Origin of the sequence: Pseudomonas sp. ChxA (genome assembly GCF_030263855.1) — a bacterium.
In the GTDB taxonomy this organism is placed as follows: domain Bacteria; phylum Pseudomonadota; class Gammaproteobacteria; order Pseudomonadales; family Pseudomonadaceae; genus Aquipseudomonas; species Aquipseudomonas fluorescens_CB.
Map to the genome: position 1 here is coordinate 2,810,895 of NZ_JARPMK010000001.1, position 26,671 is coordinate 2,837,565.

The following is a 26,671-nucleotide window of genomic DNA, read 5'->3' on the forward strand; positions in this document are numbered from 1 at the left end:
AGGAATAGCCGAGGTGGCTTCACTGGGAGTGCTTCGCACTCCAACGCGGGGCAAGCCCGCTCGCCACAACAAGCCATGTCTGTGCGACAAGCCGTTCGCAGCAGAAATTTGGATAGTCTTAGCCATCCAAACATGAAAATTCGGACAGCCAGGCAATTGGCCACTGAAAAAAATCCGCGCAGCCCGTAATCTAAACGCCTTTGTCACCTGTGCGGATTGTTCATGTCTTCTGTTGCCGATGGGCTGCCCCCCAATAAACGCTTGCCGGCGGTGATCGCCTTGTCTTTGGGCATTGGCATGGCAACCCTGGACACCGCTATCGTCAATACGGCGCTGCCGACGTTGGCGCAGGGTATCGGTACCGACTCGGCCTCGGTGATCTGGGTGGTCAACGCCTACCAGTTGGCGATTATCGCTACGGTGCTGCCGTTCGCGTCGCTGAGTGATGTGCTGGGCCACCGGCGTGTGTACCTCGGCGGTTTGCTGCTGTTTATTGTCTCGTCGCTGTTTTGCGGGTTGGCCGGTTCGTTGCTGACCCTGACCGCCGCGCGGGTGGCCCAAGGGCTGGGGGCGGCGGCGGTGATGAGCGTCAACACGGCGTTGCTGCGGCATATCTACCCGTCAAAAATGCTTGGGCGCGGCCTGGGCTATAACTCGCTGGTGGTGGGGCTGGCCTTTACGCTGGGGCCGACCGCCGCGTCGGCGATTCTGTCTGTGGCGAGCTGGCATTGGCTGTACCTGATCAACGTGCCGCTGGGGCTGCTTGCCCTGGGGTTGGGCCTGCGTTCATTGCCGGCACTGCCATTGACCGGCCACGCGTTCGATCGGTTGTCGGCGCTGTTGTGTGCCGGCCTGTTCGCGCTGTTGGTGCTGGGCCTGGGCACGGCGGTGCATGGCGCCCAAGGCGCACTGACCCTCGGTTTGATAGCGCTGGCGCTGGTGTGCGGCGCATTGCTGTTGCGCCGTGAAACCGGTCACCCGGCGCCGATGCTGGCCGTGGACTTGTTCAAGCGCCCGGTGTTTGCGCTGTCTTCCCTCACGGCCATCTGTGCGTTCAGTGCACAGGGCCTGGCCTTTGTATCGCTGCCGTTTCTGTTGCAGGCGGTGCTTGGGCATAGCCAGGTGGCCACCGGTTTTCTGATGACGCCGTGGCCTGCAGTGGTGGCGGTGATGGCGCTGGTGGCAGGGCGGCTGGCGGATCGTGTGTCGCTGGGCCTGTTGTGCGGCATCGGTTTGCTGATGCTCAGCGCGGGCATGGCAGCGTTGGCGACCCTGGGCAGCGGCGCCAGCGCCTTTGATATCGGCTGGCGCATGGCCTTGTGTGGCGCCGGTTTCGGTTTTTTCCAGTCGCCCAACCTCAAGGCAATCATGACCAGCGCACCGCTGGCCCGCAGCGGTGGGGCCAGTGGCATCGTCGCGATTTCTCGCTTGCTGGGGCAAACGCTGGGGGCGTCGTTGGTGGCGTTCTGTTTCCACCTGTCTCTGGGCAGCGGTCCGCAATACGCGCTGTGGCTGGGCTGTGGGTTTGCGCTGGTGGGCAGTGTAGCCAGCGGGCTACGCCTGTTGCCGTATAAACACAAGGTTTAGCCCTTGTAAAACACGCGGCGGCAACGCTAACGTGGCGGCCTGAATATTTCGGGATGTTTCAGATTTATGTCCAGCCTGGCCCTACGCACTGCTGATACCACCTCCCGACGTGCCGCACTGACCCTTGCGTTATGCCTGCCCAGCGACGTGTTGCTGTATTTGTTACTGCCCATGGAGTCCCAGGCCTTCGGCATTACGCTGGCCCAGGCCGGGGTGTTGCTGGCAGCCAACCGACTGGTGCGGATTTTCGGCTACCGCCATGTGTTGAATTTCTACGCCCGCCATGGCGACCGGCTGACCTGCATGATTGCCGCCGGTGCCGCCACGGTGTGCGCCTTGGGCAACTCGATGCTGTCTGGGTTCGCCGCACTGTTGGGGCTGCGGCTGATCTGGGGCCTGTGTTTTGCCGCGCTGAACCTCTCGACCCAAGTGCTGGCCACCTCTGAACCCGCTGGCGCGGCGCGCAGGGCCGGGCGCTCGAGGGCGGTGATCGCCCTCGGGCCGATGCTGGCGTTGCCGCTGGGTGGCTGGTTGACCTTGTGGGCCGGGCCGCGACCTATCTTTATGATTCTGGCCGGTTGCTGCCTGGTGGGGCTGTGGGTGGCGCGTGGTTTGCCGACTACCGGGCATGACCTGCACAGCACCGGGCGGCGCTTCAAGTGGCCGGACAGCGTGGCGGTGTGGTCGTTTATTGAGGGTGTGGCGCTGGACGGGCTGTTTATCTTTGGCCTGTCGATCCAGGCGCAGAAGATCCTCGGCGGCGATGCAGTGCTGATCGCCGGTGGCCTGATGGCCCTGCGCTATGCCTCGGAAATGCTTCTGAGCCCGCTGGGTGGGCGTGCGGCGCAGCGCTTTGGCGCCACTTCGATGCTGTTGCTGTTTTCGTTCTTGAGTGCCTTGGCACTGACGGCATTTGGCAGTTATTGGGTGATCGTCGGCGCAGCCGCAGTGCTGGTGCTGCGCGCCTTGCAACTGCCGCTGGTGACCACCTTGGTGGCCGAGCGCAACCCTGGCTCGATGCGCGTTTCGGCCCTGGCCTCCAACGCGGTGTGGCGCGATGTCGGCGCCGGCCTTGGGCCGCTGATGGCGGGTCTGTTGCTGCCGGTGGCGTCGGCGCCGTGGGTGTTTGGCCTGGCGGGTGCGGCGATTGCTGTCAGCGCGGTGTTCTGCTGGCGCGCGAAGGTTTCCAACTGACTATGACTTTTTAAAACCTTCCAGCCAGGCGGGTTCGAAGCGGGTTTGCTCGGTGTCGATCCCCAGTGCCTGCATTTTTTCCCTATGTGCTTCCATCTCGCCGATCAGTTGCGCCTGCGCGCTGGAGTTGGCGTCCAGATCGTGCATCTGCGTCAGGCCCAAGTGGTAAAAACGCAGCACCTTGATGGCGGTGGGGTCGTTGGCCTGTACGCGGTCTTTGAGGGTGTGCATCACATTGGTCACGCGCATCAGGTTGCGCTTGAGCTGCCAGCCGTACACTGCAGGTGCCAACCAGGGTTGGGTCCAAAAAGGACCGCGTACCAGGGCGACAGTGATCAACACGCCGGCGAATACGCCGCCGACGTTGAAGCGGAAGTTGTCGCCGCCGGGTTCGCCGAACAGCATTACGGCCAGGGTCGACAGCAGCATGGCCAGGGCCATGAACAGCACGGCGATGATCAGTGTGCTGCGGCGGGTTTGTTGGCGGAAGGTGGCGGGGTCGCAGGGTTTGAGCTCGAACATCCGGGTCAGGTCTCAATAAAGGCGGGGTGGCATCTTCGCATGCTTTGGGCAAACAAGTTGAACGATGGCTTGGGCGGGTTTCTCTAAGTCTGTGTAGCCCTTTTGAGGTAAGCCATTATGTCTGAATATAAGCAACCGCCGCCGGGTACACCTGACCCTGACCGTACGCCGGGAGAGGAGGAGCGTGATAACGATGCGTTGCGGCCTAATGACCCGGCCGAGCGTCAGGACGAAGATGATGTGGAGCGGGTTGAGGAAGACCTGGAAAACCTGCATGACAGGGCGCGCCCGCTATAGGTTCAGGAGGTGACTGTGAGTAATCATCCAAAAGGCCCGGGTTCGGGCGAGCATGCAAGCGGCGAGGATGAATTGGGGTTTGATCCGGATTCGCCTGATGTGTCGGACCCGCAGGTTGATCCTGTTGGGCCGGCGATTGCGCCGTTGGATAAGGACAAGGTAGAGCGGAAAAAGGTGGATTATGATCCGTTGGGGGATCTTAAGAAGCCTGAGTGATTCTGGTGTTTTTGTGTACATATCCATTGCTGCGGTAACGGCTTCTATTGGTTCCGCTCTTACAGCGGGTCACTTTTGGCAAACGCCCCAAAAGTAACCAAAAGGTCTGTGCCCCACCACTCGGCCCCTCGCTTAGGCTCGGTGTGCCCTCACTCCGGCTTGAATCCGTGGGCCGCCGCGATGGGCCATCCTTGGCCCATCGCGGCTAACCCGGCGTCCTGCCGGGTTACCCACGGATTCAAGCCTGCGTTCGGCCATCGTGGTTAACGGGGCGCCTCAGATCAAAAGCAGATCAAGATCAAGATCTACAGCACGGCGGCCTGAAAGCCGACCTGAGTGGTTGAAGCAAAAGCCAGATCAAGTGCAAGGCAAAAGCCTATCTGAATACACTGAAGAGCTGCTTTTCTGTGGGAGCTGGCTTGCCTGCGATGCAGACACCTCGGTACATCAGGCACACCGAGTTGATGCCATCGCAGGCAAGCCAGCTCCCACAGTTGACCGAGTATGGCTTTGCTGTTGCTGTTGCTGTTGCTGTTGCTGTTGCTGTTGCTGTTGCTGTTGCTGTTGCTGTTGCTGTTGCTGTTGCTGTTGCTGTTGCTGTTGCTGTTGCTGTTGCTGTTGCTGTTGCTGTTGCTGTTGCTCCGGCTCTTACATCCTTTTCGATGACGAAGTCAGCGGTCTGTTGATCTGCGCTTTTGATTGTGATCTTGATCTGAAATCGCCCCGTCAAACACGATGGCCGGAATCTGACAGGGATTTGGGGGGTAAACCGGCAGGGATGCCGGTTTAGCCGCGCTGGGCCAAGGATGGCCCATCGCGGCGACCCCCCAAATCACTGTCGGATTGCGGGCATGCCGAGCCATAGCGAGGCACCGAGTGTTGGGGCGAGGACCTTTTGGTTACTTTTGCGTCCTTGTGTACGGACCGGACACATGGTGGACACATGTGCGGGGACATGGTGGACACATTATTGACCATAATCAGGCTTACTAACTTCGATAGTTCGCAAAAAATGATGGCAGAAATAGACATCGAACAGACCATCGCTTTCAGGGTTAGGGCGGATTGCTATGTGTTGCCCTGCCAGGCCTTTTGCGATGCTGAAATAGCTTTTCTGAAAGCGAAAACGGCTGTGATAAACCTTGGCTAATACGTCATCTGGTCCGTATTCAAACTCCGGTAGTTGCTGCGGATAATCCCAAGAACTGCTGCGATAACGGTCCATTGGCACCTTGTATTCCAGCGCCTGATGGGGACGTTGCAGGTTGTATATTTCACGCCATTGATCGAAAGCTAGCTGGGCATCTGCCAGTGTAGAAAAGTGACGTCCGTTAAGGACTTCTGCCTTGAGTGATCGATGGAAACGCTCGATTTTCCCATTTGTTTGCGGATGGTAGGGACGACTGAAACTTATCCGAATTCCCAAACGCACCAGCCAAATGCTCAACTCGGTGATCTCGCCAGGATTACGCGGTGAGCCCCAAGGCGCGCCATTGTCGACGTTGATACGTGCTGGTAAACCGTAAATTTCAAATACCTTGCTCATCTTCTCTTTTACGGTGGTACCTCGCTCGTTATCACACGCTTGGATGGCCAGATTGAACCGCGAATGATCGTCCAGGATGGTCAGGGGGTGGCATCGGCCTTGCTGCATTGCAAAGTGGCCTTTGAAATCCATCTGCCAAAGATCGTTGGGCTCAGGATGTTCAAATCTCAGCAGGGCCCCTGGTTCTTTATCTGAGGGTTTAATCAAGCTATGCCGGTGCAAGACATTCGTGACAGTACTGGGGGCAATTCGCTTGTCCAGCATGCTGCTAATTGTTCGTCCGCCCCATGCCGGATGATCTTGGCGAAGTGCAATAACCTCAGCCTCCAGCTCGGCCTGGGTCAGCTTGGGGCTGCTGACGGGCTTACGTGACTTCTCTTGCAGGCCTGCAGAACCGCCGGCCTCGTAGCGTTTTAGCCACTTGTAGGCTGTCTGCGGACTTATGCCGAATCGTCGGCACAGCTCTCGCTTATTACTGCCGGGTTTCTTTGCTAAGGAAACAAACTCTTCTTTTAGGCTCATGGCGTCTCTCGAGTTCCAGGGCATGATGGCCTCCCGGCGCAGTTAGCTTGCCGAGAAGTGTCCACCATGTCCCCGCACACCCGTCAACCATGTGTCCGGTCCGTACACGTCCTTGCAAAAGTGACCCGCTGTAAGAGCGGAACCATAGGCCGCCGTTACCTAAATAACGGATATGTACACCACCAACACCACCAACACCCCCACAAACCAAACCCCGCAATAGCGGGGCTTGATCACATCCAAACGAAACCTACTTGGGCGGCACCCAGGTAACCTCGGTTATCCCAAACTTCTCCGCCCAAGGCCGGGTGGTTTTCTTGACCTGCTCATGCCCCACGCGCCCAATACGACTGACATGCGCAATATCGGCATCGACCGCCGCCCAGTGCCACGCTTCAGCGTTATTCATCACTTCGGCGCGCACCACAAAGGACTTCGGTTGACCATGCAGTTGATAGTGAATGGTGTAGATTTTTGCGGTACTCATGTTGCCTCCCTGTCTTGTTATAGATGGATAGGCGAGCGTTCAAAAAGGTTCACTCAAAATGACAAGTCGTACACTGGCGCGGCATAGTGACGCACTCGTCACGCGCCCAAGGATCGCGCCATGTCCCGATTGACTCACAGCCAGCTCTACCTGCAGCGTCTGGGCTACGACTCACCCCCGCCACCCACGCTCAAAACCTTGCACGACCTGCAGCTGCGTCACGTCTGCACCTTCGCCTTCGAGAGCCTGTCGACATTGCTGCATTCACCGGTGCCGATCGACCTGCCCAGCATCGAGCAAAAGGTCCTGCTGGACGGGCGTGGTGGCTATTGTTTCGAACTTAACTACTTGTTCCTGGCGTTGTTGCAGGAACTGGGCTTCGACGCCCGCGGCCTCACCGGCTGGGTAGTGATGGGCGGCCCTGTGGATGCGCGCACCGGGCGTACCCATCGCCTGAGCCTGGTGACCCTGGACGGCGTGCGTTATGTCACCGATGTCGGCTTCGGTGGCATGGTGCCCAGCAGTCCGTTGCAGCTGGACACCGAGGCGCCCCAGGCCACCGCCCATGAACCTTATCGCCTGACCTTCAACGGTGCCGACTACACCCTGTGGGCGCAGGTGGGCGAGGAATGGCGTGGCTTATATGTGTTCGACCTGCAAGTGCAGGCCGATATCGACTACACCATCGGCAATTGGTACGTGTCGACGCACCCGGCCTCTGTCTTTGTCGGGCAACTGAAGGCGGCGCGGTTGGCGCCGGGTAAACGCCATACCTTGGCCAACGCCCACTATGCGGTTCACTGCCTTGACCAACCCAGCGAAAAGCGCGCAATCGAAAGTGCTGATGAACTGTTGACGCTGCTTCAGGACACGTTCGGCATTCGTTTGCCGGCGCACCCGCAACTTCGCGAAACACTTGATGGCTTAATAATGGCAAACTCCAGGGAGCCTTGAGCTAGAGCCTTCGCTGAACCGTTTTACCTTCATGTCAATGCAAATTAATTCGAACCTTTGGCAAAAGCCGAGGTTCGAACCGGTTCCTGAATAATTTGCTCACCAGACAAGGAGATTTAAAACGATGTCCAAGCTATTCGGAAAATTCCTCAAGGGTTCCTCGCTGCTGGCGCTGGTCACCGCGCCTGCTGTGGTGTTCGCCGCAGCACCAACTGGCCCGATCTCCGTCCTGGGCCTGCAGGGCAGCTATAACGACTTCAAACTCGAAGGTGGCAGCGAAAGCGACAAGGACCACATGCCCGAAGCGGGCCTGTTCTACAACTTCGGCAACAAGCTCACCGCCGAGTCCGGCTTTATTTACCAAGCCGGTATCGAAGCCAAATACGGTGAAAAAAGTAGCAATAAACTCAAGGAAGGCCAGGCTGACCTCGACCTTGGCTGGCGTGCCGCGCTGGACGCGCGCAATTTCGTCGACGTGATCGTCGGTGGTGGCTACAGCTGGACCCGCTACGAGCCGGACACCAATGATTACGACGTCAAGCTCACCAACAAATCGCCGTTCGCCAAGGCCGCGCTGGGTTACAACCACCAGTTCGATGACATGACCCTGCGCGTCGAAGCCGGTGCCCGCCGCACTATCGACGGCCGGGCCAAGCTCAAGGTCGATGGCGTGGGCAGCGACACGGTGGACCTCAAGGACCGCACCAACCCGTACGCCGAAGTCAGCCTGCTGATGAACCAGAAAGGTGACTTGCCGGTGATGGCGGGCCTGTATTACACCCGCACCGAATACAAGCTCGACGACGACTCCTATGTCGCCGACAACACCAAGCTCAAGCGCGACGAGTACGGTTTTAAAGTCGGTATCGCGTTCTAAGTGCATACCTGAATGCGGGGCGGCCAACGCCCCGCATTCGACTGTCCGCCCAAGCCCCCTTTGTGTCCCCCAAAACCCTCAACGCCCTGCCTTCCCTGCCTTAGTGTGCAAACAGCTTCCACAGCACAATAAGAGAGGGTGGCCATGCCCCGCACTGTTTTACTGTTGCTCGTACTCAGCCTGCTGACGGCTTGTGACGACACGCCCAAACCTTCCCCTGAACGCACGGCTGCCACCACGACCATGCCCGCCGACCCGGCGCTGGCGCAGGTCTACGACACCAGCTGCAAGCTATGCCACGCCAACCCGGCCGCGGGTGCACCGTTGGTGGGAGACACGGCCGCCTGGCGCCCACGCGTCGCCCAGGGCGCCGACACGCTGCTGGATCACAGCATCAACGGCTACAACGGCATGCCACCGATGGGGCTGTGCATGCAGTGTTCCGAAGAGCAGTTCCTGGCGCTGATCAGCTTTATGGCCGGTGTACAACTCCAATAATAAAAGAGGTGGTGGATGGCGCTTTCACGGCGGCAACTCTTGCAACGCTCGGCAGTGGCCGGGGTTTTTCTGGCCCTGTCGAGCAACCCGGTACTGGCCCAGTTGGCTCGTGCGCCACGATTGATCCCATGGCGTAACTGGTCGGGCGCGCAGACCTGCCTGCCGCTGGCGCGCCTGGCGCCTAAAGACCTGGATGAATTGGTGCAAGTGATTCGCCAGGCACCGAGCACTATTCGGCCGGTAGGCTCAGCACATTCGTTCAGCGCCCTGGTGCCTACCGACGGCACCTTGTTGTCGCTGAGTTACTTCAATGGGCTGTTGGACCATGACCCCGCCACCTTGCAAGCGACCTTCGCCGCCGGCACGCCGATGTCGCGCATGGGCCCGGCGCTCAAGGCCATCGGCCAGGCGCTGCCGAACATGGCGGATATCGATTACCAGACCCTGGCCGGGGCGATTTCAACCTCCACCCATGGTACCGGCGTGGGCTTTACCTCGTATTCCGGTTGCGTCACCGGCTTGCAACTAGTCACCGCTCAAGGCGACGTGCTGGACTGCGACGCCCAACGCCATCCCGAGGTGTTCAGCGCCGCGCGCGTGTCCCTCGGTGCGTTGGGCGTGACCACCCAGATCCGTTCGCAGAACCGCGCACCGTACCGCTTGCGTGAGCGTCAGTGGATCGCCAAGACCGAGGAGTTACTGGAGGATGTGCACAACAACACCCGCGAAAACCAGCATTGGGAAATGCTCGTGGTCACCCATTCCGACTACGCGCTGTCCATCGCGCTCAACGAAACCAATGACCCCGAAACGCCTCCCGTCGACCCGGCGGAGGCGGGCGGCAATGAGTTCGTGTCGATCATCGAAAAACTCGACAAGTATGGCAGTGATTTCCCCGGCACCCGCCGTACCTTGCTCAACAGCCTGCGCTTTTTTGCCAGCTTCCAAGACCGCGTGGCCGAGTCGTTCCAGGTCTATGCCAACGTGCGCAACGTGCGTTTCAACGAGATGGAATATTCGGTGCCCGCCGAGCACGGCCCGGCGTGCCTGCGAGAAATTCTCAAGCTGATCACCGACAAGGACCTGCGCACCTGGTTTCCCATCGAGTACCGCTACGTCAAGGCTGATGACATTCCCTTGAGCATGTTCGAAGGCCGCGACAGCTGTTCGATCTCGGTCCATCAGCATTACGCCATGGACCATCACAACTTCTTTGCCGCCGTGGAGCCGATTTTCTGGAAGTACGCCGGCCGCCCGCACTGGGGCAAATTGCACACCCTCAACGCGCACGCCTTGCAGCCGCTGTACCCGCGCTGGGAAGAATTCACCCGCGTGCGCCGCGAGTTGGACCCAAGCGGCAAGTTCCTCAATGCGCACCTGTCATCGATCCTGGGAGTGGCCTGATGAAACGCCGACATTTTGTGCTGGGCGCCGCAGTCGCGGCAGTGGCGGGTGGCTGGTGGCTGCGCCCCAGTGATCGCGGCGGCCCGTACAGCGAGTATTTCCGCAGCCTTAATGATGAACTCAAAGCCCATGGGCCGATGCGCCCGGTGATGCTGATCGACCTGGACCGCCTGGATCACAATATCAACGTGGTGATGCAGTCGGTGCAGCGTGGCGGCAAGCATCTGCGCCTGGTGGAGAAGTCGCTGCCGTCGCCAGGGTTGCTGGCGTATATCGCCAAGCGCGCGGGCACTGCGCGGCTGATGTCGTTTCATCAGCCGTTTTTGAATCACGATGCGCAGGTGTTTCCCGAGGCCGACATCTTGATGGGCAAACCGTTGCCGGTGCGCTCGGCCGAGCTGTTTTATCAAACCCATAAAGGCGCGTTTGACCCGGCCAGGCAATTGCAGTGGCTGCTGGACACGCCCGAGCGGTTGCAGCACTACCTGGCGTTGGCGCAAGGCTTGGGCACGCGGTTGCGGGTGAATATCGAGCTGGACGTGGGACTGCATCGCGGCGGTATCAGCGATAACGCGGTGCTGGCGCAGATGCTCACGCTGATCAGCGCCAACCCGCAACACTTGGAGTTTGCCGGGTTTATGGGCTACGACCCGTTTGTGGGCATGGGCGTGCCGGGTTTTCTCGGTACGCCTCAGGCGCTATTTGAGCAGGTGATGCAACGCTATAACGGCCATGTTGATTTCACCCGTCAGCAGTTTGCCGGGTTATGGCGTGACGGGCTGACGTTGAACACGGCGGGCAGCCCCAGTTACCGCATTCACCAGCAGGAAACACTCAGCACGGAAGTGTCGGTGGGCACCGCGTTGCTCAAGCCGACGCATTACGATTTGCCGTCGCTGAGTGAGCATGTGCCGGCGGCGTTTATCGCCACGCCGGTATTGAAGCGCACCGGGCGGGTGGAGATTCCGGCGCTGGATGGCAAGTCGCGGGTGTTTTCGTGGTGGGATGCGAACCAGCGTGAGACGTTCTTTATTTATGGCGGTAACTGGATGGCGCAATTCGAGTCGCCGCAGGGGCTGCAGAGCAATGAGCTGTTTGGGCGCAGTTCCAACCAGGAGATGGTCAACGGCTCGCCGGCGGTGCAGCTGAACATTGATGATCAGGTGTTTTTGCGCCCGACCCAGAGTGAGTTTGTGTTGTTGCAGTTTGGGGATTTGCTGGCGGTGCGCGGCGGTAAAATCGTCGAGACCTGGCCCGTCTATACCTGACCAAAATCGGTCGACATGTGGGACTGTGCTTGTGTGGGGCTGGCTTGTGTGGGAGCTGGCTCCCACACAATCACATTCCCACACAAGTCAGTGTTGCTGTTTCAAGTCGGGTTTTTACAGCGCAAAGGGAATGGTGAGCTTGGCCCACAACATATCGCCTTCCGGCCGGTTCTTCACATCAAACTCCTTGGCCCAGCGCACCTCGGCGCTGGCGTATTTCAAGAAGGTGAAATACACCGCCGGGCCAATCGCAAACACTTGCCCCTTGACCCCATCATTCACTTCATCACCATAGATGTTTACCACCGTGCGCCCGTACTGCTTATCGTCGGTGGTCTGCTTGAGGTAATAGCCGTTGACCCCCAGGCTGAGGTTGTCGGTCACCTTGTAGCTGGCCGAGTAGTCGAAATGGAAAATCTGGCCGGAGCGGTAGTCGGTGTCGTGGTTTTCTTCGTTGAAGCTGTAGGTGGTCTTGATCGACAGTTCGGTGCGTTCATTGGGCATCCAGGTCGCCGAGACCAGCGGCTTGTAGGTGTAGAAGTTGTTGCTGGTATTGGCTAGGCGCGTGGCGTCGTATTCGCCGGTGGGCAGGGTGATTTCCACGGCGGCGGCCAGGGTCAGGTTTTTGCCCATGTCCCACAGGATGATCGGCGCCAGGGTGGTGTCGCCCATGCTTTCGCGGGTGTCGGACATACCGAACAGCGACACCTGTTGCTTGATATACGGCTGGGCGATGTAGCCGCCCAGGCGCCCGCCGAACACACGCACGGGGCTCAGGTAGTCCAGGCGTGGGATGATCGCGTCGGACTTGATCCGCACTTGCGAGACCTTGCCGCCGAGGGAGCTGATGTCCAGTTTGCGTGCCTGGTAGTGGTTGTAATACAGGTTGAACGCGAACATATGGTCGGGCAGGTTGTTCACGTCCAGCGGCAGGATGTAGAAGCCATCGGTGCCGGGGCCGATGTTGTCGACGCCGCCTTCGGTGGCCAGGGCCGGCAGGCTGAGCAGGCTCAGCAACGCCAGTTGCAGGGGGTGAAGTGTTCGGGTGGGGTTCATGTCTGGCCTCATTATTATTGTTAGGGCACCGCTGACCTTAGAAATAAGCCCTCAGCGCCCGACGGGGCAGGGTTTTGGCGGCCAGATAGGGGGACTTTGCCGGACAGGTTTCACTCAGGATGCAGCGGCTCTTGCAAGCGCCTATGATTAACAGGATGTTTCTAAAACAAGAACTGAAGTACTCAGTCAGGAACCCGTGAGCCATGCAAAGGAAAGCCGTTGACCCGCAATTTGAATTGGCGCTGGTGTCGCCGTTCCTGTTGCAAACCCTCGGGCAGGTGGTAGCGCAGAAGGGCGCGAATGCCCAAGCCTTATGCCGGGGCCTGGGGTTTACCCTGGCCGACCTGGATGACCCGGCCCAGCGCATTTCCTATCGCCAGGCCGTGGCAATGATTCAGCGCGCACTCAAGGTGCTGCCCGATCAGGGGCTGGGCCTGTGGGTGGGGCATCAGAACGTGCTGGGCACCCTCGGTCTGCTCGGCCATGTGCTCTCCCTGTGCAAGACCCTGCGCGATGCATTTGCCATTGGCGAGCGCCATCAGCACACCTCCGGCGGCATCGCCACCACGCGTACCCATGAGACCTTGGAAGAAGTCCACGTCGCCGTCGAATGCCTGCTGCCATTTGCCGAAGTGCAGGTGTTTGCGGCCGAAGAGTTTTTCGCCAGCCTGATGGTGTATGGCCGCGCCTTGGTGGGGGAGGCGTTTATGCCCCTGCGTATGGAGTTCGTGCACGCTGCGCCGCCTTATAAGGCTGAGTACCAGCGTCTGTTTGGCGCGGATGTGCGCTTTGGCTGCCTGCACAATCGCATGGTGCTGGCCCCGCATTGGCTGGATAAACGCTTGCCTAATCACCACGCCCTGGCGTTGCGCCAGGCCCTGGAATTGCTGGAGTTGGAGAGCGCCCAGTTGCACCAAAAGATGGACCTGATCCAGGCCGTTGAGCGCGCTATTTCGCGGGATCTGCAGGGCAGCCAGCTGGAGAAAGTCGCCGGCGACTTGAACATGAGTGGGCGCACCCTGCGCAGGCGCTTGACCGAACATGGGCTGACCTTCGAAGCCTTGTTGGAACAGGTCCGACGCGCCCGCACTATGGGCCTGCTGGGCAATCCGGGGTTATCGATTGAGCGCATTACCGAGGCGGTCGGTTACAGCGATGTGCGCAGTTTTCGGCGCGCGTTCAAGCGCTGGACCGGGGTGAGCCCCAGTGCATTTCGCGGCGAGGGAGGAGGGCTGGCGTAGTCCGTCGGGTGGTCCCGTGTGGACGCCGGTCTAGAGCGGTTTCAGGACGCCGACGAACTTTCCGGGCGGGCGCGCAAAGGTTTGCTTTTCGGCGAATCAAAAAGCGCGCCGATCGCCTGACGCGCACGCGACAACCGGCTCATGATCGTGCCGATCGGCAGGTCGAGCATTTCGGCGGCTTCCTTGTAGCTGAAGCGCTCCACACCCACCAGCAGCATGACTTCGCGCTGGCCTTCGGGGAGTTTTTCTACCGCTTCGATAATCTTCCGGTGCATCAGGTCGGATTCCGGGTTGGGCGCCTCGGGGTCGCTGACGGTTTCGAGGAATTCATCGTTCCAGTCCATGCGCGAACGGCTGCGCACTTTGCGTGAACGCAGTTCGTTGATCCAGGTGGAATGCACAATCGAGAACATCCAGCTCAGCACCGAGGTATCCGGCTGCAACTGATGGGCGCGTTCCAGCGCGCGAACGCAGGCGAGCTGAACCAAGTCTTCGGCATCGTGCTTGTCACCGGAAATGCGTAGCGCGAATGCCCATAGGCGCGGCAGCAGTTCTGGCAGCAGTGCGGGTAAGTCAGCACCGGTGATCGACATATTTCCTCTTTTTATTTCTTGATGCCTAAAATGGTGCGGTCAGGCTACGAGGTCGATACCGTAGCGGATGCCTGGGTTGCGGCGTCCTTTTTGCGGTGCTGAGGGTCCTTGGGGTAACGATGAATTGTATCAAAATGCATCAGTCTGGATAGCGACTGAAAGATTATTGACAGCTTATGCAGGGAACAGGCCAATCAATCTGACAATCGTGTCAGGAAAAATACCCGGACACATAGTGAAACATATAAGATTTATTCGGCCCTGGGAATATTTTCAATTCCAGGGTGTTTTCTTAATGTCGTTGTACCTGTTGCCGAGTGTTTTGCGGTTGCTTAAAAGTTCTTTTGCCCTGTTGCTACGGCAACGACGATGTCAATATGATGGCTTGTCGCTACCCGCTGACTCGCCGCTTCGGCCCACAAGGTCGAGAATCACACAGCAGAAATTGATCAATACAAACGGAGAGATAATCCCATGGTAGCGGACGATGCCTTGCTAATGGCCTATGTTGACGGCGAACTGTCGCCGCAACAGAACCAGGAGCTGGAGCGGCTGATAGACGCGTCGCCGGACCTGGCTCTGCGAGTCTCTCGGTTGATGGCTTCCTGCCTGCCTTATGAGCAAGCGTTTGCTCGCCAGAACGTGCCGCCGGTGCCCGAGAGCCTCAAGCTCAGTATTGCCGCCCTGGCCGCCCAACATTCGGCGCCTGCCCAGGCGAAAACGGCTGACACTCCTCGCGCTGCCGAGAAAGCAGACCGCGGTTTTGCGCGTCTGTTCGCGTTCCTGCAACCTAAATTTGCATGGCCGGCCCTGACGTTCGTTGCGGGTGCAGCCTGTTATGCGTTGGTGCTTCAAGTGGGTGCATTCAACGGTGCCCTCAAGCCCGGCGTGGATGCCACTGCGCCGGCCGTTGCCCAGATCTCTCCCTGGGTTCAACAGGCGGCTGCCTACCAGCATCTGTACACCCGCGAAACGGTGGCCTACGCGGTCCAGCCGACCGATGTGGTGACCAAGACCCTCGCGGATATCCGTGAGGTAGATGGCCTGGCCCTGCGTGTGCCGGACCTGAGTGCTGCCGGCCTGACCTTCCAGCGTGTGCAGCGGCTGCGCTTCAATAACAAGGCGCTGGTGCAGTTGGTGTACCTGCCGGCCAATGGCGCGCCGGTTGCATTGTGTGTGATGAAAGAACCCAAGCCCGATCAATCCATCGCTCAACAGAGCGTGGCGCAGATGAACGTAGTAACCTGGCGCCAATCTGAGTTGGGCTACGCGCTTATCGGCGAGCCTGAACAAGGTGTGGACTTGAACGCCGTTGCCCGACTTGTCGCCGATCGCAGTGCGGCCCAGCTGTTTGCTGACGTGCCTGCACCATTGTGGATCGCCGCCATCCAGGAATGACCCTGCTGGGGTCGGGCATTGGTTCCTGATGTTGCGATCCCAGATAGCTAGATGACAAACACTTCTGCGCTGTACAAACCCCATCGTTTACCTCTTGTCGTTGCGGCTATCGCGGTGCTCGCAGGTCTGGCCGCCTGGTCGCTGCACGCCTGGTACGCCCCATCGCCCACTGCCACGCAAATTGTCGATGAGATGGAAGCCGTAGCCGGTGGCGCTCATCCAGGCTTTCGGCGTAACCATGCCAAGGGCCAATGCATCAGCGGCCGTTTTGAAAGCACCGGTAATGCCGTAGAGATTTCCAGCGCGTCCTTGTTACAGCGTGGCAGTGTGCCGCTGATCGGCCGGTTGTCCGCTGCCGGTGGCGACCCTTCCCAGGCCGATGTACATGGCATGATCCGCAGCATGGCCCTGCGCATGGCCGCGGATGACGGCGACGCCTGGTACATGGCGATGAACTCCGTGCCGGTGTTCCCGGTGAACACCCCCGAAGGCTTGTACGAACAGTTGCGCGCCTCGATGCCGGCTTACGGCGGCAGCGGGCCTGACCCACAGAAAATGCAGGCGTTCAAAAACGCCCACCCTGAAATGCGTCCGTTCGCGGCGTGGCTGGCGAGCCATCCCGGGTCTTCAGGCTTTGATAACACTACGTTTTACAGCGTCAACGCCTTTCGCATGACCGACGCCCACGGCACGGTGCACCTGGTGCGCTGGAGCATGGTGCCAGAGGCGTCTTACCAACCGATGACAGCCGCGCAATCGCGCGACCCGGACTTCCTCGCCTTCGGCTTTGCCAGGCAACTGGAACACGGTCCGGCGCGCTGGCATTTGATGATCAGCCTGGCCGAACCCGGTGATGTCACCACCGATGCCACGGTGCGCTGGCCACAAGCGCGGCGCCAGATCGATGCGGGCGTGCTGGTGATTGATGCCCAGCAGTCGCAGGTCGATGGCGCGTGCCGTGATATCGACTTCAACCCGCTGCAATTGCCGGCCGGCATCTCGCCTTCGGACGACCCTTTATTGCTCGCCCGCCAAGCGGCGTACGCCGAATCCCACCGGCGCCGTGTTGAGGAAGAACGCGCGCATTAAGAAATTTCTTCAGCCCACGGAATAAATCATTTCCCTCACCTGTTCTATCCCCAGAACAACTTGAATGAGGGAAGTACGATGGGCCTGCCCAGCGACGCTCAACCACTGGATTTCACCGCACTGGCCCGGCCTTTGGCCGAGGTCGACGGCTGTGGCCTCAACTTCGAATACGCCCCTCGATTCCTTGAGCTGGAAGAAGAGGCACTCGGCAAGCCTGAAGTGCAGTACGGCGACACCATCACCCAGGCCATCGAGCCGAACTGGAAGCGTGTGACGTTGCTGGTGTTGCCGCTGCTGGAGCAAAGCCGCGACCTGCGTCTGGCGATCTGGCTGACCCGCGCCCAGCTCAACGTCAACGGCATTCCAGGCCTGGCCGCTGGCCTTGAGCTGGTGCAGGCGCTGCTGCAAAACTGCTGGGACGGCCTGCACCCGCAACTCGACCCGGACGACGACAACGACCCGCTGTTGCGCATCAATATCCTCGCCTTCCTCTGTGAGCCTGCCGGCTTGCTGCGCGACGTACTGGACGCGCCACTGGTGAGCACCCGTAGTGTGGGCGCAGTGAGCTTGCGCCAGGTTGACCTGGCAACGGCTGAGGAGGGCGATAACGTCAGCCTGGCGATGATTGAAGGCGCATTCGCCGAAGCCGATCCCGTTGCGCTGAGGGCTACTGAAGCGGCATTGGCAAAGGCGCTGGCGCTTAGCGTGCAGATCGAGCAACGGCTCACCGAAAAGGTCGGCGTTGGCCGGGCCATCGACCTGAGCGGCCTGGCCTCGCTGCTGCGCCGCGCCGGTGAGGTGATCCAGCGTCGCTTGCCGAGTGCTGCGCCGGCTGACGTTGAGCCGGTCACTGCGGCAACGGCCGCCGTCGCAGTCGCCGTCCCTCAAGCGCCACGCGGCGAGATCAATAGCCGCGAAGACGCGCGCCAGACCATTGACCGCCTCTGCACCTATTTCCAGACCTTTGAACCCGCAAGCCCAGTGCCGATTTTGCTGCAGCGGGCGAAGAAGCTGATCGACAAGAATTTCATGGAATTGCTGCAAGACCTCGCCCCCGATGGTCTCGCGCAACTGGCGCTGGTCAGCGGTGTTCGCAACAGCGACAACTGACCCTTTTAGTCTCAACCCCACACACCGGAGCTTTTCCTGTGGCCAAAGAAAGCAGTCAGAAGTTCATCGCCCGCAATCGTGCGCCGCGCGTTCAGATCGAATACGACGTTGAGATTTACGGGGCGGAAAAAACCGTGCAATTGCCGTTTGTCATGGGCGTGTTTTCGGACCTCTCCGGCAAGCCGGCCGAGCCCTTGCCGCCGGTGGCCGAGCGCAAGTTCCTGGAAGTCGACATCGACAACTTTGACGACCGGCTCAAATCCATGAAGCCGCGTGTAGCCTTCCAGGTGCCCAACACCCTGACCGGCGAAGGCAACCTGCCGGTGGAGATCACCTTTGAATCGATGGACGACTTCACCCCGGCCGCCATCGCCAGCAAGGTGCCGAGCCTCAACCAGTTGCTGATCGCGCGCAGCCAATTATCGAACCTGCTGACCTACATGGACGGCAAGGTCGGCGCCGAGGAGTTGCTGGCCAAGCTGCTCAGCGACCCTGCGGTGATGCAAGCCTTGAACAGTGCGCCCAAGCAGCCCGAACAACTGAATAACTGAATAACTGAATAACTGAACAACCGCTGCCTGCGCCGGTGCCTCGTTTGCCCCGGTACGGGGACGCTTTGCCCAAAATTTGAGGATGCCGTCATGTCCACGACTCAATCGGAACAGCCGGGGCAACTTGCCCAGGTCACGGAATTCGACGCCGGCGACTTCGCCAGCCTGCTGCAAAAAGAGTTCAAGCCCAAGACCGACAAGGCCAAGGAGGCAGTCGAAACGGCTGTGCGCACCTTGGCCGAGCAAGCGCTGCAAGGCACGCAACTAATGCCCAACGACGTGCTGGGCACCATCGAAGGCCTGATCGCCGCCCTCGACCAGAAGCTCACCGAGCAGGTCAACCATATCCTGCACCACGAAGAATTCCAGGACGTCGAAAGCGCCTGGCGCGGCCTGCATTATCTGGTCAACAACACCGAGACCGACGAGACCCTGAAGATCCGGGTGATGAACATCTCCAAGAACGAAGTGCACAAGACCCTGCGCAAGTTCAAAGGGGTGGCCTGGGACCAGAGCCCGATCTTCAAGAAGCTCTACGAAGAGGAATACGGCCAGTTCGGCGGCGAGCCCTACGGCGCGTTCGTGGCCGATTACTACTTCAACAACAGCGCGCCGGATGTGGAACTGCTGACCCAGATGGCCCGCGTCAGCGCCGCCGCGCACTGCCCGTTGATCACTGCCGCCGACCCCAGCGTGATGCTGATGGAGTCGTGGCAGGAGCTGGCCAACCCGCGCGACCTCACCAAGATTTTCCAGACCCCGGAACACGCCGCCTGGCGCAGCTTTCGCGCCAGCGAAGACTCGCGTTATGTCGGCCTGGCGATGCCGCGCTTCCTGTCCCGTGCGCCATACGGAGCCAAGACCAACCCGGTGGAAGCCTTCGATTTCGAAGAAACCACCGACGCCGCCGGCGCCAAGGATTTCACCTGGGCCAACGCGGCCTATGCGATGGCAGTGAACATCAACCGCTCGTTCAAACACTACGGCTGGTGCTCGCAGATTCGCGGCATCGAATCCGGTGGCGTGGTGGAAGGGCTGCCGGTGCATACCTTCCCGACCGATGACGGCGGCGTCGACATGACCTGCCCGACCGAAATCGCCATCAGCGACCGCCGCGAAGCGGAACTGGCCAAGAACGGCTTTATGCCGCTGGTACACAAAAAGAACAGCGACCTGGCCGCGTTTATCGGTGCGCAGTCGATGCACAAACCTGCCGAGTACGACGACCCGGACGCCACCGCCAACGCCAACCTGGCCGCGCGCCTGCCGTACCTGTTCGCTACCTGCCGTTTCGCCCACTACTTGAAGTGCATCGTGCGCGACAAGATCGGCTCGTTCAAAGAGCGCGATGACATGCAGGTGTGGCTCAACAACTGGATCGGCCGCTACGTGGAACACAACCCGGCCACCGCCACCGATGCCGACAAAGCCCGCAAACCCCTGGCTGGCGCCGAAGTGGTGGTGGAAGAAATCGAAGGCAACCCCGGCTACTACGGCGCCAAGTTCTTCCTGCGTCCGCACTACCAGCTTGAAGGCCTGACCGTGTCGCTGCGGCTGGTTTCCAAGCTGCCGTCGACCAAATCCAACTGATCAACCTGAAAGGTATCCACCATGATTCTGCTGAACTTCAAAGGCACCCAAATCAAAGGCACTTCCACTGTTGATGCGCACAAAGACTGGATCACCATCGACGCGATCCAGATGGGCGTGGGCCGCGCAATCTCCATCAGTGGCGGCGGCACCGACCGTGACACCAGCAACCCGTCGTTCTCGGAAATTTCCATGACCAAGGCCACCGACCTGGCGTCGGCCGACCTGTTCATGCAAGCCGTGTGCGGCAAGAGCCTGGGTGATGCCGAGATCCATTTCATCCAGACCGGCGGCCCGGACAAGAAGCAACAGGTGTTCCTCAAGCTGATCCTCGGCGAAGCCATCATCAGCTCCTACTCCGCCAGCAGTAACGGCGAACGCCCGAGCGAAACCTTCTCGATCAACTTCACCACCATCAGCTACGAGTACGACTCCTTCACCGGCGACACCGTGATCACCGGCACGCCGAAGAAGTGGGACCTGGAAAAGAACCAGAAGATCTGACCCTGGCCCCCCGGTGTTTGTGGCGAGGGAGCAAGCTCGCGCTGGGGCGCGAAGCGGCCCTGAGTTTTTGGGGCCGCTACGCAGCCCAGCGCGAGCTTGCTCCCTCGCCACAGTGGAGAACGTTATGACTCATATTCCTGGCCTCAAACATGGCTGAACTCACCAGCCGCGAACGCCTGCAGCCGTCCCTGCTCGATCGCCTGAGCGATGACGACACCGAGCACGCCGTGGAACCCCGAGACAAACGTGTGCTGTCCATGCGCGGCCTGCGCAAGGCGGTATTACGCGACTTGGGGTGGCTGCTCAACAGCACCAGCCTGGGCAGTTTTCGTGACCTGAGTGCCCACCCATTGGCGGGGCAGTCGGTGATCAATTTTGGTTTGCCGGACCTGGCCGGCAAGACCGCCGCCGGTTTGGACCGAGAAGCGCTGGGGCGGCGCATCCGCCAGGCGATCTGGGATTTCGAACCGCGGATTTTACGTGACAGCGTGCGAGTGGTGCCGGTTGCGCCCTCGGGGGCGACGGCCAGCCCTAACCAGATGGCCTTTGAAATTCATGGCGAGCTGTGGGGCCAACCGTTGCCCGAGCGCCTGTACCTGAAGACCGAGCTCGACCTGGAAGCAGGCGAAGCACGCGTCTTCGATATCGAGACAAGGGACGTGCGGTGAACGCCAAACTGCTGCGCTACTACGAACGTGAACTGGCGCACCTGCGCGAAGTCGGCGGTGAGTTTGCCCGCGACTACCCCAAGGTCGCCGGGCGCCTGGGGCTGGAAACCTACGCCTGTGCCGACCCGTATGTGGAACGGCTGCTGGAGGGGTTCAGCTTTCTGGCGGCGCGGGTGCAGCTGAAAATCGACGCTGAATTTCCGCGTTTTACCAACCACCTGCTCGAGCTGGTTTACCCGCAGTACCTGGCGCCCACGCCGTCGATGGCCGTGGTGCAGCTGCAGCCGGACATGACCGAGGGCAGCCTCGCCGCCGGTTTCAAGGTGCCACGCGGTACCGCCTTGCACAGCCAGCTGGGTAAGGGCGACCAGACCGCCTGCGAGTTTCGCAGCGCCCATGAGGTGACTTTGTGGCCGGTAGAGTTGGTCGAGGCGCGCTACTTTGCCTGTGGTGCCCAAGTCGCCGGCGTCGACCTGTCACGCCTCGGCGGGGTCAAGGCGGCGCTGCGTCTGCGCTTGCGCGTCGGTGCCGGCCTGGCCTTCAGCGACCTGAGCCTGGATGACCTGTCCCTGCATATTCGCGGCGGCGAAGCCATGCCCTCGCGCATCCTCGAACAACTATTGGCCCAGGCCGCCGGTGTGCTGGTGATGCCGGTGCAGGAGCATGTCGACTGGCACCAGTTCCTGCCCAAAAGCGCCATTCGCAGCCAGGGCTACAGCGACAGCGAAGCCTTGCTGCCCAGCGGCCCGCGTTCGTTCCAGGGTTATCGGCTGTTGCAGGAATACTTTGCCATGCCCCAGCGGTTCATGTTTGCCGAAGTGACCGGGCTGGCCAGTAGTGTGAGCCGCTGCAGCGCCGAGCAACTGGACGTGATCGTGCTGTTGAAGAAACTTGACCCGGTGTTGGAACACAGCCTCAGCGCCGCCAACTTCGGCTTGTATTGCACCCCGGCCATCAACCTGTTTCCGATGCGCACCGAGCGCGTGCATCTGTCCGATCAACAATCGGAATACCACGTGATCCCCGACCGCACGCGGCCGATGGACTACGAGATTTATCAGATTGAAAACGTCACCGGCTACGGCAGCGGTGCCGAAGCCAGCCAGACCTTCGAGTCGTTTTACCGCGCCAACGACCTGCATGCGCGCACGCCACCCAAGGCGTTTTATCAGCTGCGCCGCGATGCGCGGGTGCTGTCCGAACAACAGCGGCGTCAGGGCCCGCGCTCCAGCTATATCGGCAGCGAATTATTCCTGTCGCTGGTGGACGCCCAGGAAGCCCCGCACCGCAGCGACCTGCGTCAGTTGGGCATCGACACCTTGTGCAGCAACCGTGACCTGGTGCTGAGCATGCCGGTGGGCAGCGGCCGCACGGATTTCACCGTCGAGTCGGGCGCGCCCGTGCAGTCGGTGCGCTGCGTGGCGGGGCCGACGGTGCCCGCGCCGTCGTTCGCTGAAGGCGAGACGGCGTGGCGGTTGGTCAGCCACTTGTCGCTCAATTATCTGTCGTTGCTGGACCAGGACAAGGAGCAGGGCGCGGCAGCCTTGCGCGACTTGCTGCGCCTGTACTGCCGCATCGACGACGAAGCCGCGCACAAACAGATCGAAGGCCTGCGTTCAGTCACCGCCGACAGCATTGTGAGGCGCCTGCCGTTGCCGGGGCCGATCACCTATGGCCGTGGTTTGCAGGTGTGCGTGACTCTGGATGAATCAGCTTTCGAAGGCGCCGGTGTGTTTGTGCTGGGCTCGGTGCTGGAGCAGTTTTTCGCCAAGTACGTGTCGCTTAATTCGTTCACCGAAACCGTGATCAAAAGCACGGCGCGCGGTGTGATCATGCAGTGGCCGGCGCGGGTGGGCAGATGCGAGATCCTCTGACGCTGCTGGCTGACCTTGAAGCGCACCCAGGGCGTTTTGACTTCTATGGCGCACTGCGCCAACTGGAATGCGCCTTCACGCAGCTACCGCGTATCGGCCAGGCCGCGCGCCCGGCGGATGAGGCGGTGCGTTTCGGTCAGCAACCGTCGCTGGCGTTTGAACCGGCGATGATCGCCGCGCTCAAGCCCGGTGTGACGCCCAAGCTGCTGTTGAATTTCTTCGGCCTGATGGGCGCCAATGGTCCGTTGCCGATTCACCTTACCGAGTACATTCGCGACCGCCAGCGCAATCTCAATGACCCGACATTGGCGGCGTTCTGCGATGTGTTCCACCACCGCATGATCAGCCTGTTCTATCGCGCCTGGGCCAGCGCCCAACCGGCTGTGAGCCTCGACCGGCCGGGCGCGGATCGTTTTGCCCAGTACCTCGGTTCGCTGATCGGTATCGGCCAGGCGTCGCTGCTTGAGCGCAACGCCGTGCCGGACGTGGCCAAGCTGCATTTTGCCGGACGCCTGGGGCCGCAGACGCGCAACGCCGAAGGGCTGGCCGCACTGCTCAGCGACTACCTCGGCGTGCCGGTCAAGGTCGAGCAGTTTGTCGGCCACTGGATGAGCCTGCCCAGCGATGGCCTCTGCGCCCTGCGCAGTGGCCCGGATGCCGCCGTACTCGGCCAGACCACCGTCATGGGTAAGAAAGTCTGGAACACCCAACACAAGTTCCGCCTGCTGATTGGCCCATTGGACCTGGCGCAAACCCGTCGCCTGCTGCCAGGCGGCGACAGCCTGCAACGCGTGCAGGACTGGGTGCGCCAATACGTCGGCCTGGCGCTGGATTGGGACGTCAACCTGATCGTCAAGAAACAACACTTGCCCGGCCTGCGCCTGGGTTCGGCGCCATTGGGCTGGACCAGTTGGCTGAGCAGTCAAGCCCCCGAACACGATGATCGGCAGTTGCTGATCAACCCGCGTCTCTCTTCTCAAGGACCTGCCCATGGCTGATATCAGTCGCGTCGCGCTTTTCGGCAAACTCAACAGCCTGTGCTACCGGGCGATTGAAAGCAGCACGGTGTTCTGCAAGTTGCGCGGCAATCCCTATGTGGAACTGGTGCACTGGTTGCAGCAGATTCTGCAACTCAACGATTCGGACCTGTTGCGGCTGATCCGCCATTACGGCATCGACCCGGCCGTATTGGCCCGTGACCTGACCGCCGCGCTGGATCGTTTGCCGCGCGGCTCCACCTCGGTCACCGACCTGTCGAGTCAGGTTGAAGAGGCCGTCGAACGCGCCTGGGTCTACGCCACCTTGATGCTCGGCGAATCCCAGGTGCGCTCCGGCCACTTGCTGCTGGCGCTGCTCAAAACCCCAAGCCTGCGCAATGGGGTGTACGGCGTGTCCCGCGAGTTCAACAAGGTCGGTATCGACGACTTGAGCGAACGGTTCGGCGACTTGCTCAAGGACTCGCCCGAGGCACAGATGCGCGCCAGCGACGGTTATCAGGCACCCGGTGAAGAGATCGGTGCGGTGGCACCTGCCAGGCAGGAAGCCTTGCAGCGCTTTACCGTCGACCTCACCGAACAGGCGCGCAACAGCAAGATGGACCCCATCGTCGGCCGTGATGAAGAGATTCGCCAGGTCATCGACATCCTGATGCGCCGCCGCCAGAACAACCCGATGTTGGTGGGTGAGGCAGGCGTCGGCAAAACCGCGGTGGTCGAGGGTTTTGCCCAGCGCATCGCCCGTGGCGACGTGCCGCCAAGCCTTCGAGATGTGCAGTTGTTGGCCTTGGATGTGGGTTTGCTGCAAGCCGGCGCGAGCATGAAAGGCGAGTTCGAACAGCGCCTGCGCTCGGTGATCGACGAGGTGCAGGCCAGCGTCAAGCCGGTGGTGCTGTTTATCGACGAAACCCACACCCTGGTCGGTGCCGGTGGTGCTGCGGGCACCGGCGATGCTGCCAACCTGCTCAAACCGGCGCTGGCCCGTGGCACCTTGCGCACCGTCGGCGCGACCACCTTTGCCGAGTACAAAAAGCACATCGAAAAAGACCCGGCGCTGACCCGGCGTTTCCAGACCGTGCAGGTCGACGAACCCGACGAAGCCCGCGCCTTGCTGATGCTGCGCGGCATTGCCGAAACCATGCAGAACCACCACAAGGTGCATATCCTCGATGCGGCGCTGGAGGCGGCAGTGCGCTTGTCCAACCGCTACATCCCGGCGCGCCAGCTGCCGGATAAGGCCGTCAGCCTGATCGATACCGCCTGCGCCCGCGTGGCCATCAGCCTGCATGCCACCCCGGCCGAAGTGGACGACAGCCGTCGGCGCATCGAGTCGCTGGACACCGAGCTTGCGATTATTGAGCGTGAGACCGCCATCGGCGTGGACACTGCCAGCCGCCGCGCGTCGGTCGAGGCGTTGCTGGTTGCCGAGCGTGCGCGCCTGGATGCAGTGCAAGGGCGTTGGGGCAACGAGCTGGCACTGGTGGAGCAGATCCAGCGTCTGCGCAGCCAGTTGGCGGACTCATCTGATCGTGAAGCCGGGTTGGTCGAACTGCGCCAATTGCAGGATGAACTGGCGGCTCAGCAGGGTGAACATCCGCTGGTGCTGATCAGTGTCGACGAACAGGCCGTGGCCTCGGTGGTGCAGGACTGGACCGGGATCCCGGTGGGGCGCATGGTCAAGAACGAAATCGACAACGTGCTGCGCCTGGCCGAGCGCCTCGGCCAACGCATCATTGGCCAGGACCACGCGCTGGAAATGATCGCGCGGCGGATCCAGACCTCCCGCGCGGGCCTCGACAACCCCGGCAAGCCGGTGGGCGTATTCATGCTGGCGGGCACCTCCGGGGTGGGCAAGACCGAGACCGCGCTGGCCCTGGCCGAGTCGCTGTATGGCGGCGAGCAGAATGTGATCACCATCAACATGAGCGAGTACCAGGAGGCGCACACCGTTTCCACGCTCAAGGGCGCGCCGCCGGGTTATGTGGGCTATGGCGAAGGCGGCGTGCTCACCGAAGCGGTGCGGCGCAAGCCATACAGCGTGGTGTTGCTGGACGAGGTGGAGAAGGCTCACCCGGATGTACACGAGGTGTTTTTCCAGGTGTTCGACAAGGGCTGGATGGAAGACGGCGAAGGCCGGATCATCGATTTCAAGAACACCCTGATCCTGCTCACCACCAATGCCGGTACGCCGCTGATCAGTCGCCTGTGCCGGCATCCGCAGACCATGCCGGGGCCGGAGGTGATCGCCAAGGCGCTGCGCGAGCCGTTGCTGGAAGTGTTCCCGCCAGCCTTGCTCGGGCGCTTGGTGGTCATCCCGTATTACCCGCTGAGCGACGCCATGCTCGGCAGCATCATCCGCCTGCAATTGGCGCGCATCCAGCAGCGTATCGCCGTCAACCACAAAATCCCATTTACCTTCAGTGAGGAGGTGGTGCAGTTGATTGCCAGCCGCTGCACTGAGCTGGAAAGCGGCGGGCGGATGATTGACGCGATCCTCACCAACTCGATGCTGCCGGCGATCAGTACTGAATTCCTCAACCGTCTGCTGCTGGGCACGCCCGCGACGCAGGTGCTGGTCAGCGTGGAAAACGGCGAGTTCGCCTATGCGTTTGGCGAGGCCGTGAGGTAAA

General features: G+C 60.8%; 26 protein-coding genes. 21 read left to right on the forward strand and 5 right to left on the reverse strand.

Annotated elements, in window-relative coordinates:
• Positions 1-222: 222 nt before the first annotated feature.
• Positions 223-1,587, forward strand: a complete 1,365-nt coding sequence (locus P5706_RS12625) for an MFS transporter (RefSeq protein WP_285679445.1) — start codon at positions 223-225, stop codon at positions 1,585-1,587.
• Positions 1,588-1,653: 66 nt separating this feature from the next.
• Complete coding sequence (locus P5706_RS12630) at positions 1,654-2,781, forward strand: MFS transporter (protein WP_200434753.1); 1,128 nt, start codon at positions 1,654-1,656, stop codon at positions 2,779-2,781.
• Here P5706_RS12630 and P5706_RS12635 read toward each other — a convergent pair whose 3' ends face one another.
• A complete protein-coding gene (locus P5706_RS12635) occupies positions 2,782-3,303 on the reverse strand; it encodes a DUF3087 domain-containing protein (RefSeq protein ID WP_285679446.1) in 522 nt (173 codons plus the stop codon).
• 117 nt (positions 3,304-3,420) lie between these two features.
• On the opposite strand from P5706_RS12635, the gene P5706_RS12640 reads away from it, so the two are divergent.
• The 3 genes from P5706_RS12640 to P5706_RS12650 all read left to right on the forward strand — a co-directional run bounded on the left by P5706_RS12640 (position 3,421) and on the right by P5706_RS12650 (position 4,482).
• Positions 3,421-3,600, forward strand: a complete 180-nt coding sequence (locus tag P5706_RS12640) for a hypothetical protein (RefSeq protein WP_099550507.1) — start codon at positions 3,421-3,423, stop codon at positions 3,598-3,600.
• 15 nt (positions 3,601-3,615) lie between these two features.
• Positions 3,616-3,816, forward strand: a complete 201-nt coding sequence (locus tag P5706_RS12645; RefSeq protein WP_200434750.1) for a DUF6021 family protein — start codon at positions 3,616-3,618, stop codon at positions 3,814-3,816.
• Positions 3,817-4,320: 504 nt separating this feature from the next.
• Positions 4,321-4,482, forward strand: coding sequence for a hypothetical protein (locus P5706_RS12650; RefSeq protein WP_285679447.1), 162 nt, complete (start codon positions 4,321-4,323; stop codon positions 4,480-4,482).
• A 301-nt stretch (positions 4,483-4,783) separates the two neighbouring features.
• On the opposite strand, the gene P5706_RS12655 is transcribed toward P5706_RS12650, so the two are convergent.
• Together P5706_RS12655 and P5706_RS12660 are read right to left on the reverse strand one after the other, a co-directional pair.
• On the reverse strand, positions 4,784-5,908 hold the full coding sequence (locus P5706_RS12655) for an IS481 family transposase (protein ID WP_285679088.1): 1,125 nt from the start codon (positions 5,906-5,908) through the stop codon (positions 4,784-4,786).
• Between the two features lie 226 nt (positions 5,909-6,134).
• Positions 6,135-6,371: a DUF6555 family protein gene (locus tag P5706_RS12660; RefSeq protein WP_200431862.1), complete on the reverse strand. Its 237-nt coding sequence runs from the start codon at positions 6,369-6,371 to the stop codon at positions 6,135-6,137.
• Positions 6,372-6,491: 120 nt separating this feature from the next.
• On the opposite strand from P5706_RS12660, the gene P5706_RS12665 reads away from it, so the two are divergent.
• From P5706_RS12665 to P5706_RS12685, 5 genes are all read left to right on the forward strand, one after another.
• On the forward strand, positions 6,492-7,325 hold the full coding sequence (locus P5706_RS12665) for an arylamine N-acetyltransferase family protein (RefSeq protein ID WP_200431861.1): 834 nt from the start codon (positions 6,492-6,494) through the stop codon (positions 7,323-7,325).
• Between the two features lie 124 nt (positions 7,326-7,449).
• Entirely contained in the window at positions 7,450-8,202 is a 753-nt protein-coding gene (locus tag P5706_RS12670; protein WP_200431860.1) for an outer membrane beta-barrel protein, read from the forward strand.
• A gap of 144 nt (positions 8,203-8,346) precedes the next feature.
• Positions 8,347-8,700, forward strand: a complete 354-nt coding sequence (locus P5706_RS12675) for a c-type cytochrome (protein WP_200431859.1) — start codon at positions 8,347-8,349, stop codon at positions 8,698-8,700.
• A gap of 75 nt (positions 8,701-8,775) precedes the next feature.
• A complete protein-coding gene (locus tag P5706_RS12680; protein ID WP_285682717.1) occupies positions 8,776-10,104 on the forward strand; it encodes a D-arabinono-1,4-lactone oxidase in 1,329 nt (442 codons plus the stop codon).
• Between the two features lie 59 nt (positions 10,105-10,163).
• On the forward strand, positions 10,164-11,372 hold the full coding sequence (locus tag P5706_RS12685) for a DSD1 family PLP-dependent enzyme (protein ID WP_285682718.1): 1,209 nt from the start codon (positions 10,164-10,166) through the stop codon (positions 11,370-11,372).
• A 114-nt stretch (positions 11,373-11,486) separates the two neighbouring features.
• Here P5706_RS12685 and P5706_RS12690 read toward each other — a convergent pair whose 3' ends face one another.
• The gene (locus P5706_RS12690; protein WP_285679448.1) at positions 11,487-12,428 is read right to left on the reverse strand and encodes a SphA family protein; all 942 of its coding nucleotides are present in this window, start codon (positions 12,426-12,428) and stop codon (positions 11,487-11,489) included.
• 203 nt (positions 12,429-12,631) lie between these two features.
• Between P5706_RS12690 and P5706_RS12695 the strand changes: the two genes are divergently transcribed.
• Complete coding sequence (locus P5706_RS12695; protein WP_285679449.1) at positions 12,632-13,669, forward strand: AraC family transcriptional regulator; 1,038 nt, start codon at positions 12,632-12,634, stop codon at positions 13,667-13,669.
• A 41-nt stretch (positions 13,670-13,710) separates the two neighbouring features.
• Here P5706_RS12695 and P5706_RS12700 read toward each other — a convergent pair whose 3' ends face one another.
• Positions 13,711-14,262: an RNA polymerase sigma factor gene (locus P5706_RS12700; RefSeq protein WP_285679450.1), complete on the reverse strand. Its 552-nt coding sequence runs from the start codon at positions 14,260-14,262 to the stop codon at positions 13,711-13,713.
• Positions 14,263-14,736: 474 nt separating this feature from the next.
• Here P5706_RS12700 and P5706_RS12705 point away from each other — a divergent pair, with 474 nt between their 5' ends.
• The 10 genes from P5706_RS12705 (at position 14,737) to tssH (ending at position 26,670) form a co-directional block, all read left to right on the forward strand.
• The gene (locus P5706_RS12705) at positions 14,737-15,660 is read left to right on the forward strand and encodes an anti-sigma factor family protein (RefSeq protein ID WP_285679451.1); all 924 of its coding nucleotides are present in this window, start codon (positions 14,737-14,739) and stop codon (positions 15,658-15,660) included.
• 51 nt (positions 15,661-15,711) lie between these two features.
• The gene (locus P5706_RS12710) at positions 15,712-16,749 is read left to right on the forward strand and encodes a catalase family peroxidase (protein ID WP_285679452.1); all 1,038 of its coding nucleotides are present in this window, start codon (positions 15,712-15,714) and stop codon (positions 16,747-16,749) included.
• Positions 16,750-16,827: 78 nt separating this feature from the next.
• On the forward strand, positions 16,828-17,859 hold the full coding sequence (gene tssA / locus P5706_RS12715) for a type VI secretion system protein TssA (RefSeq protein ID WP_285679453.1): 1,032 nt from the start codon (positions 16,828-16,830) through the stop codon (positions 17,857-17,859).
• A gap of 38 nt (positions 17,860-17,897) precedes the next feature.
• Complete coding sequence (gene tssB / locus P5706_RS12720) at positions 17,898-18,410, forward strand: type VI secretion system contractile sheath small subunit (RefSeq protein WP_285679454.1); 513 nt, start codon at positions 17,898-17,900, stop codon at positions 18,408-18,410.
• Positions 18,411-18,500: 90 nt separating this feature from the next.
• Complete coding sequence (gene tssC, locus P5706_RS12725) at positions 18,501-20,000, forward strand: type VI secretion system contractile sheath large subunit (protein WP_285679455.1); 1,500 nt, start codon at positions 18,501-18,503, stop codon at positions 19,998-20,000.
• A 21-nt stretch (positions 20,001-20,021) separates the two neighbouring features.
• Positions 20,022-20,504 carry an Hcp family type VI secretion system effector gene (locus tag P5706_RS12730; protein ID WP_078743332.1) on the forward strand — a complete coding sequence of 161 codons (483 nt, stop codon included), beginning with the start codon at positions 20,022-20,024 and terminating at the stop codon, positions 20,502-20,504.
• A gap of 149 nt (positions 20,505-20,653) precedes the next feature.
• Positions 20,654-21,172 (forward strand): type VI secretion system baseplate subunit TssE, encoded by a 519-nt coding sequence (gene tssE, locus P5706_RS12735; RefSeq protein WP_200431851.1) that lies wholly within the window; start codon positions 20,654-20,656, stop codon positions 21,170-21,172.
• Positions 21,169-23,046, forward strand: coding sequence for a type VI secretion system baseplate subunit TssF (gene tssF / locus P5706_RS12740; protein WP_285679456.1), 1,878 nt, complete (start codon positions 21,169-21,171; stop codon positions 23,044-23,046). Before tssE ends, tssF begins: the two co-directional genes overlap by 4 nt.
• Entirely contained in the window at positions 23,031-24,044 is a 1,014-nt protein-coding gene (tssG, locus tag P5706_RS12745; protein WP_285679457.1) for a type VI secretion system baseplate subunit TssG, read from the forward strand. Before tssF ends, tssG begins: the two co-directional genes overlap by 16 nt.
• Positions 24,037-26,670 (forward strand): type VI secretion system ATPase TssH, encoded by a 2,634-nt coding sequence (tssH, locus tag P5706_RS12750; RefSeq protein WP_285679458.1) that lies wholly within the window; start codon positions 24,037-24,039, stop codon positions 26,668-26,670. The genes tssG and tssH overlap by 8 nt, the downstream gene beginning before the upstream one ends.
• Position 26,671: the final 1 nt, after the last annotated feature.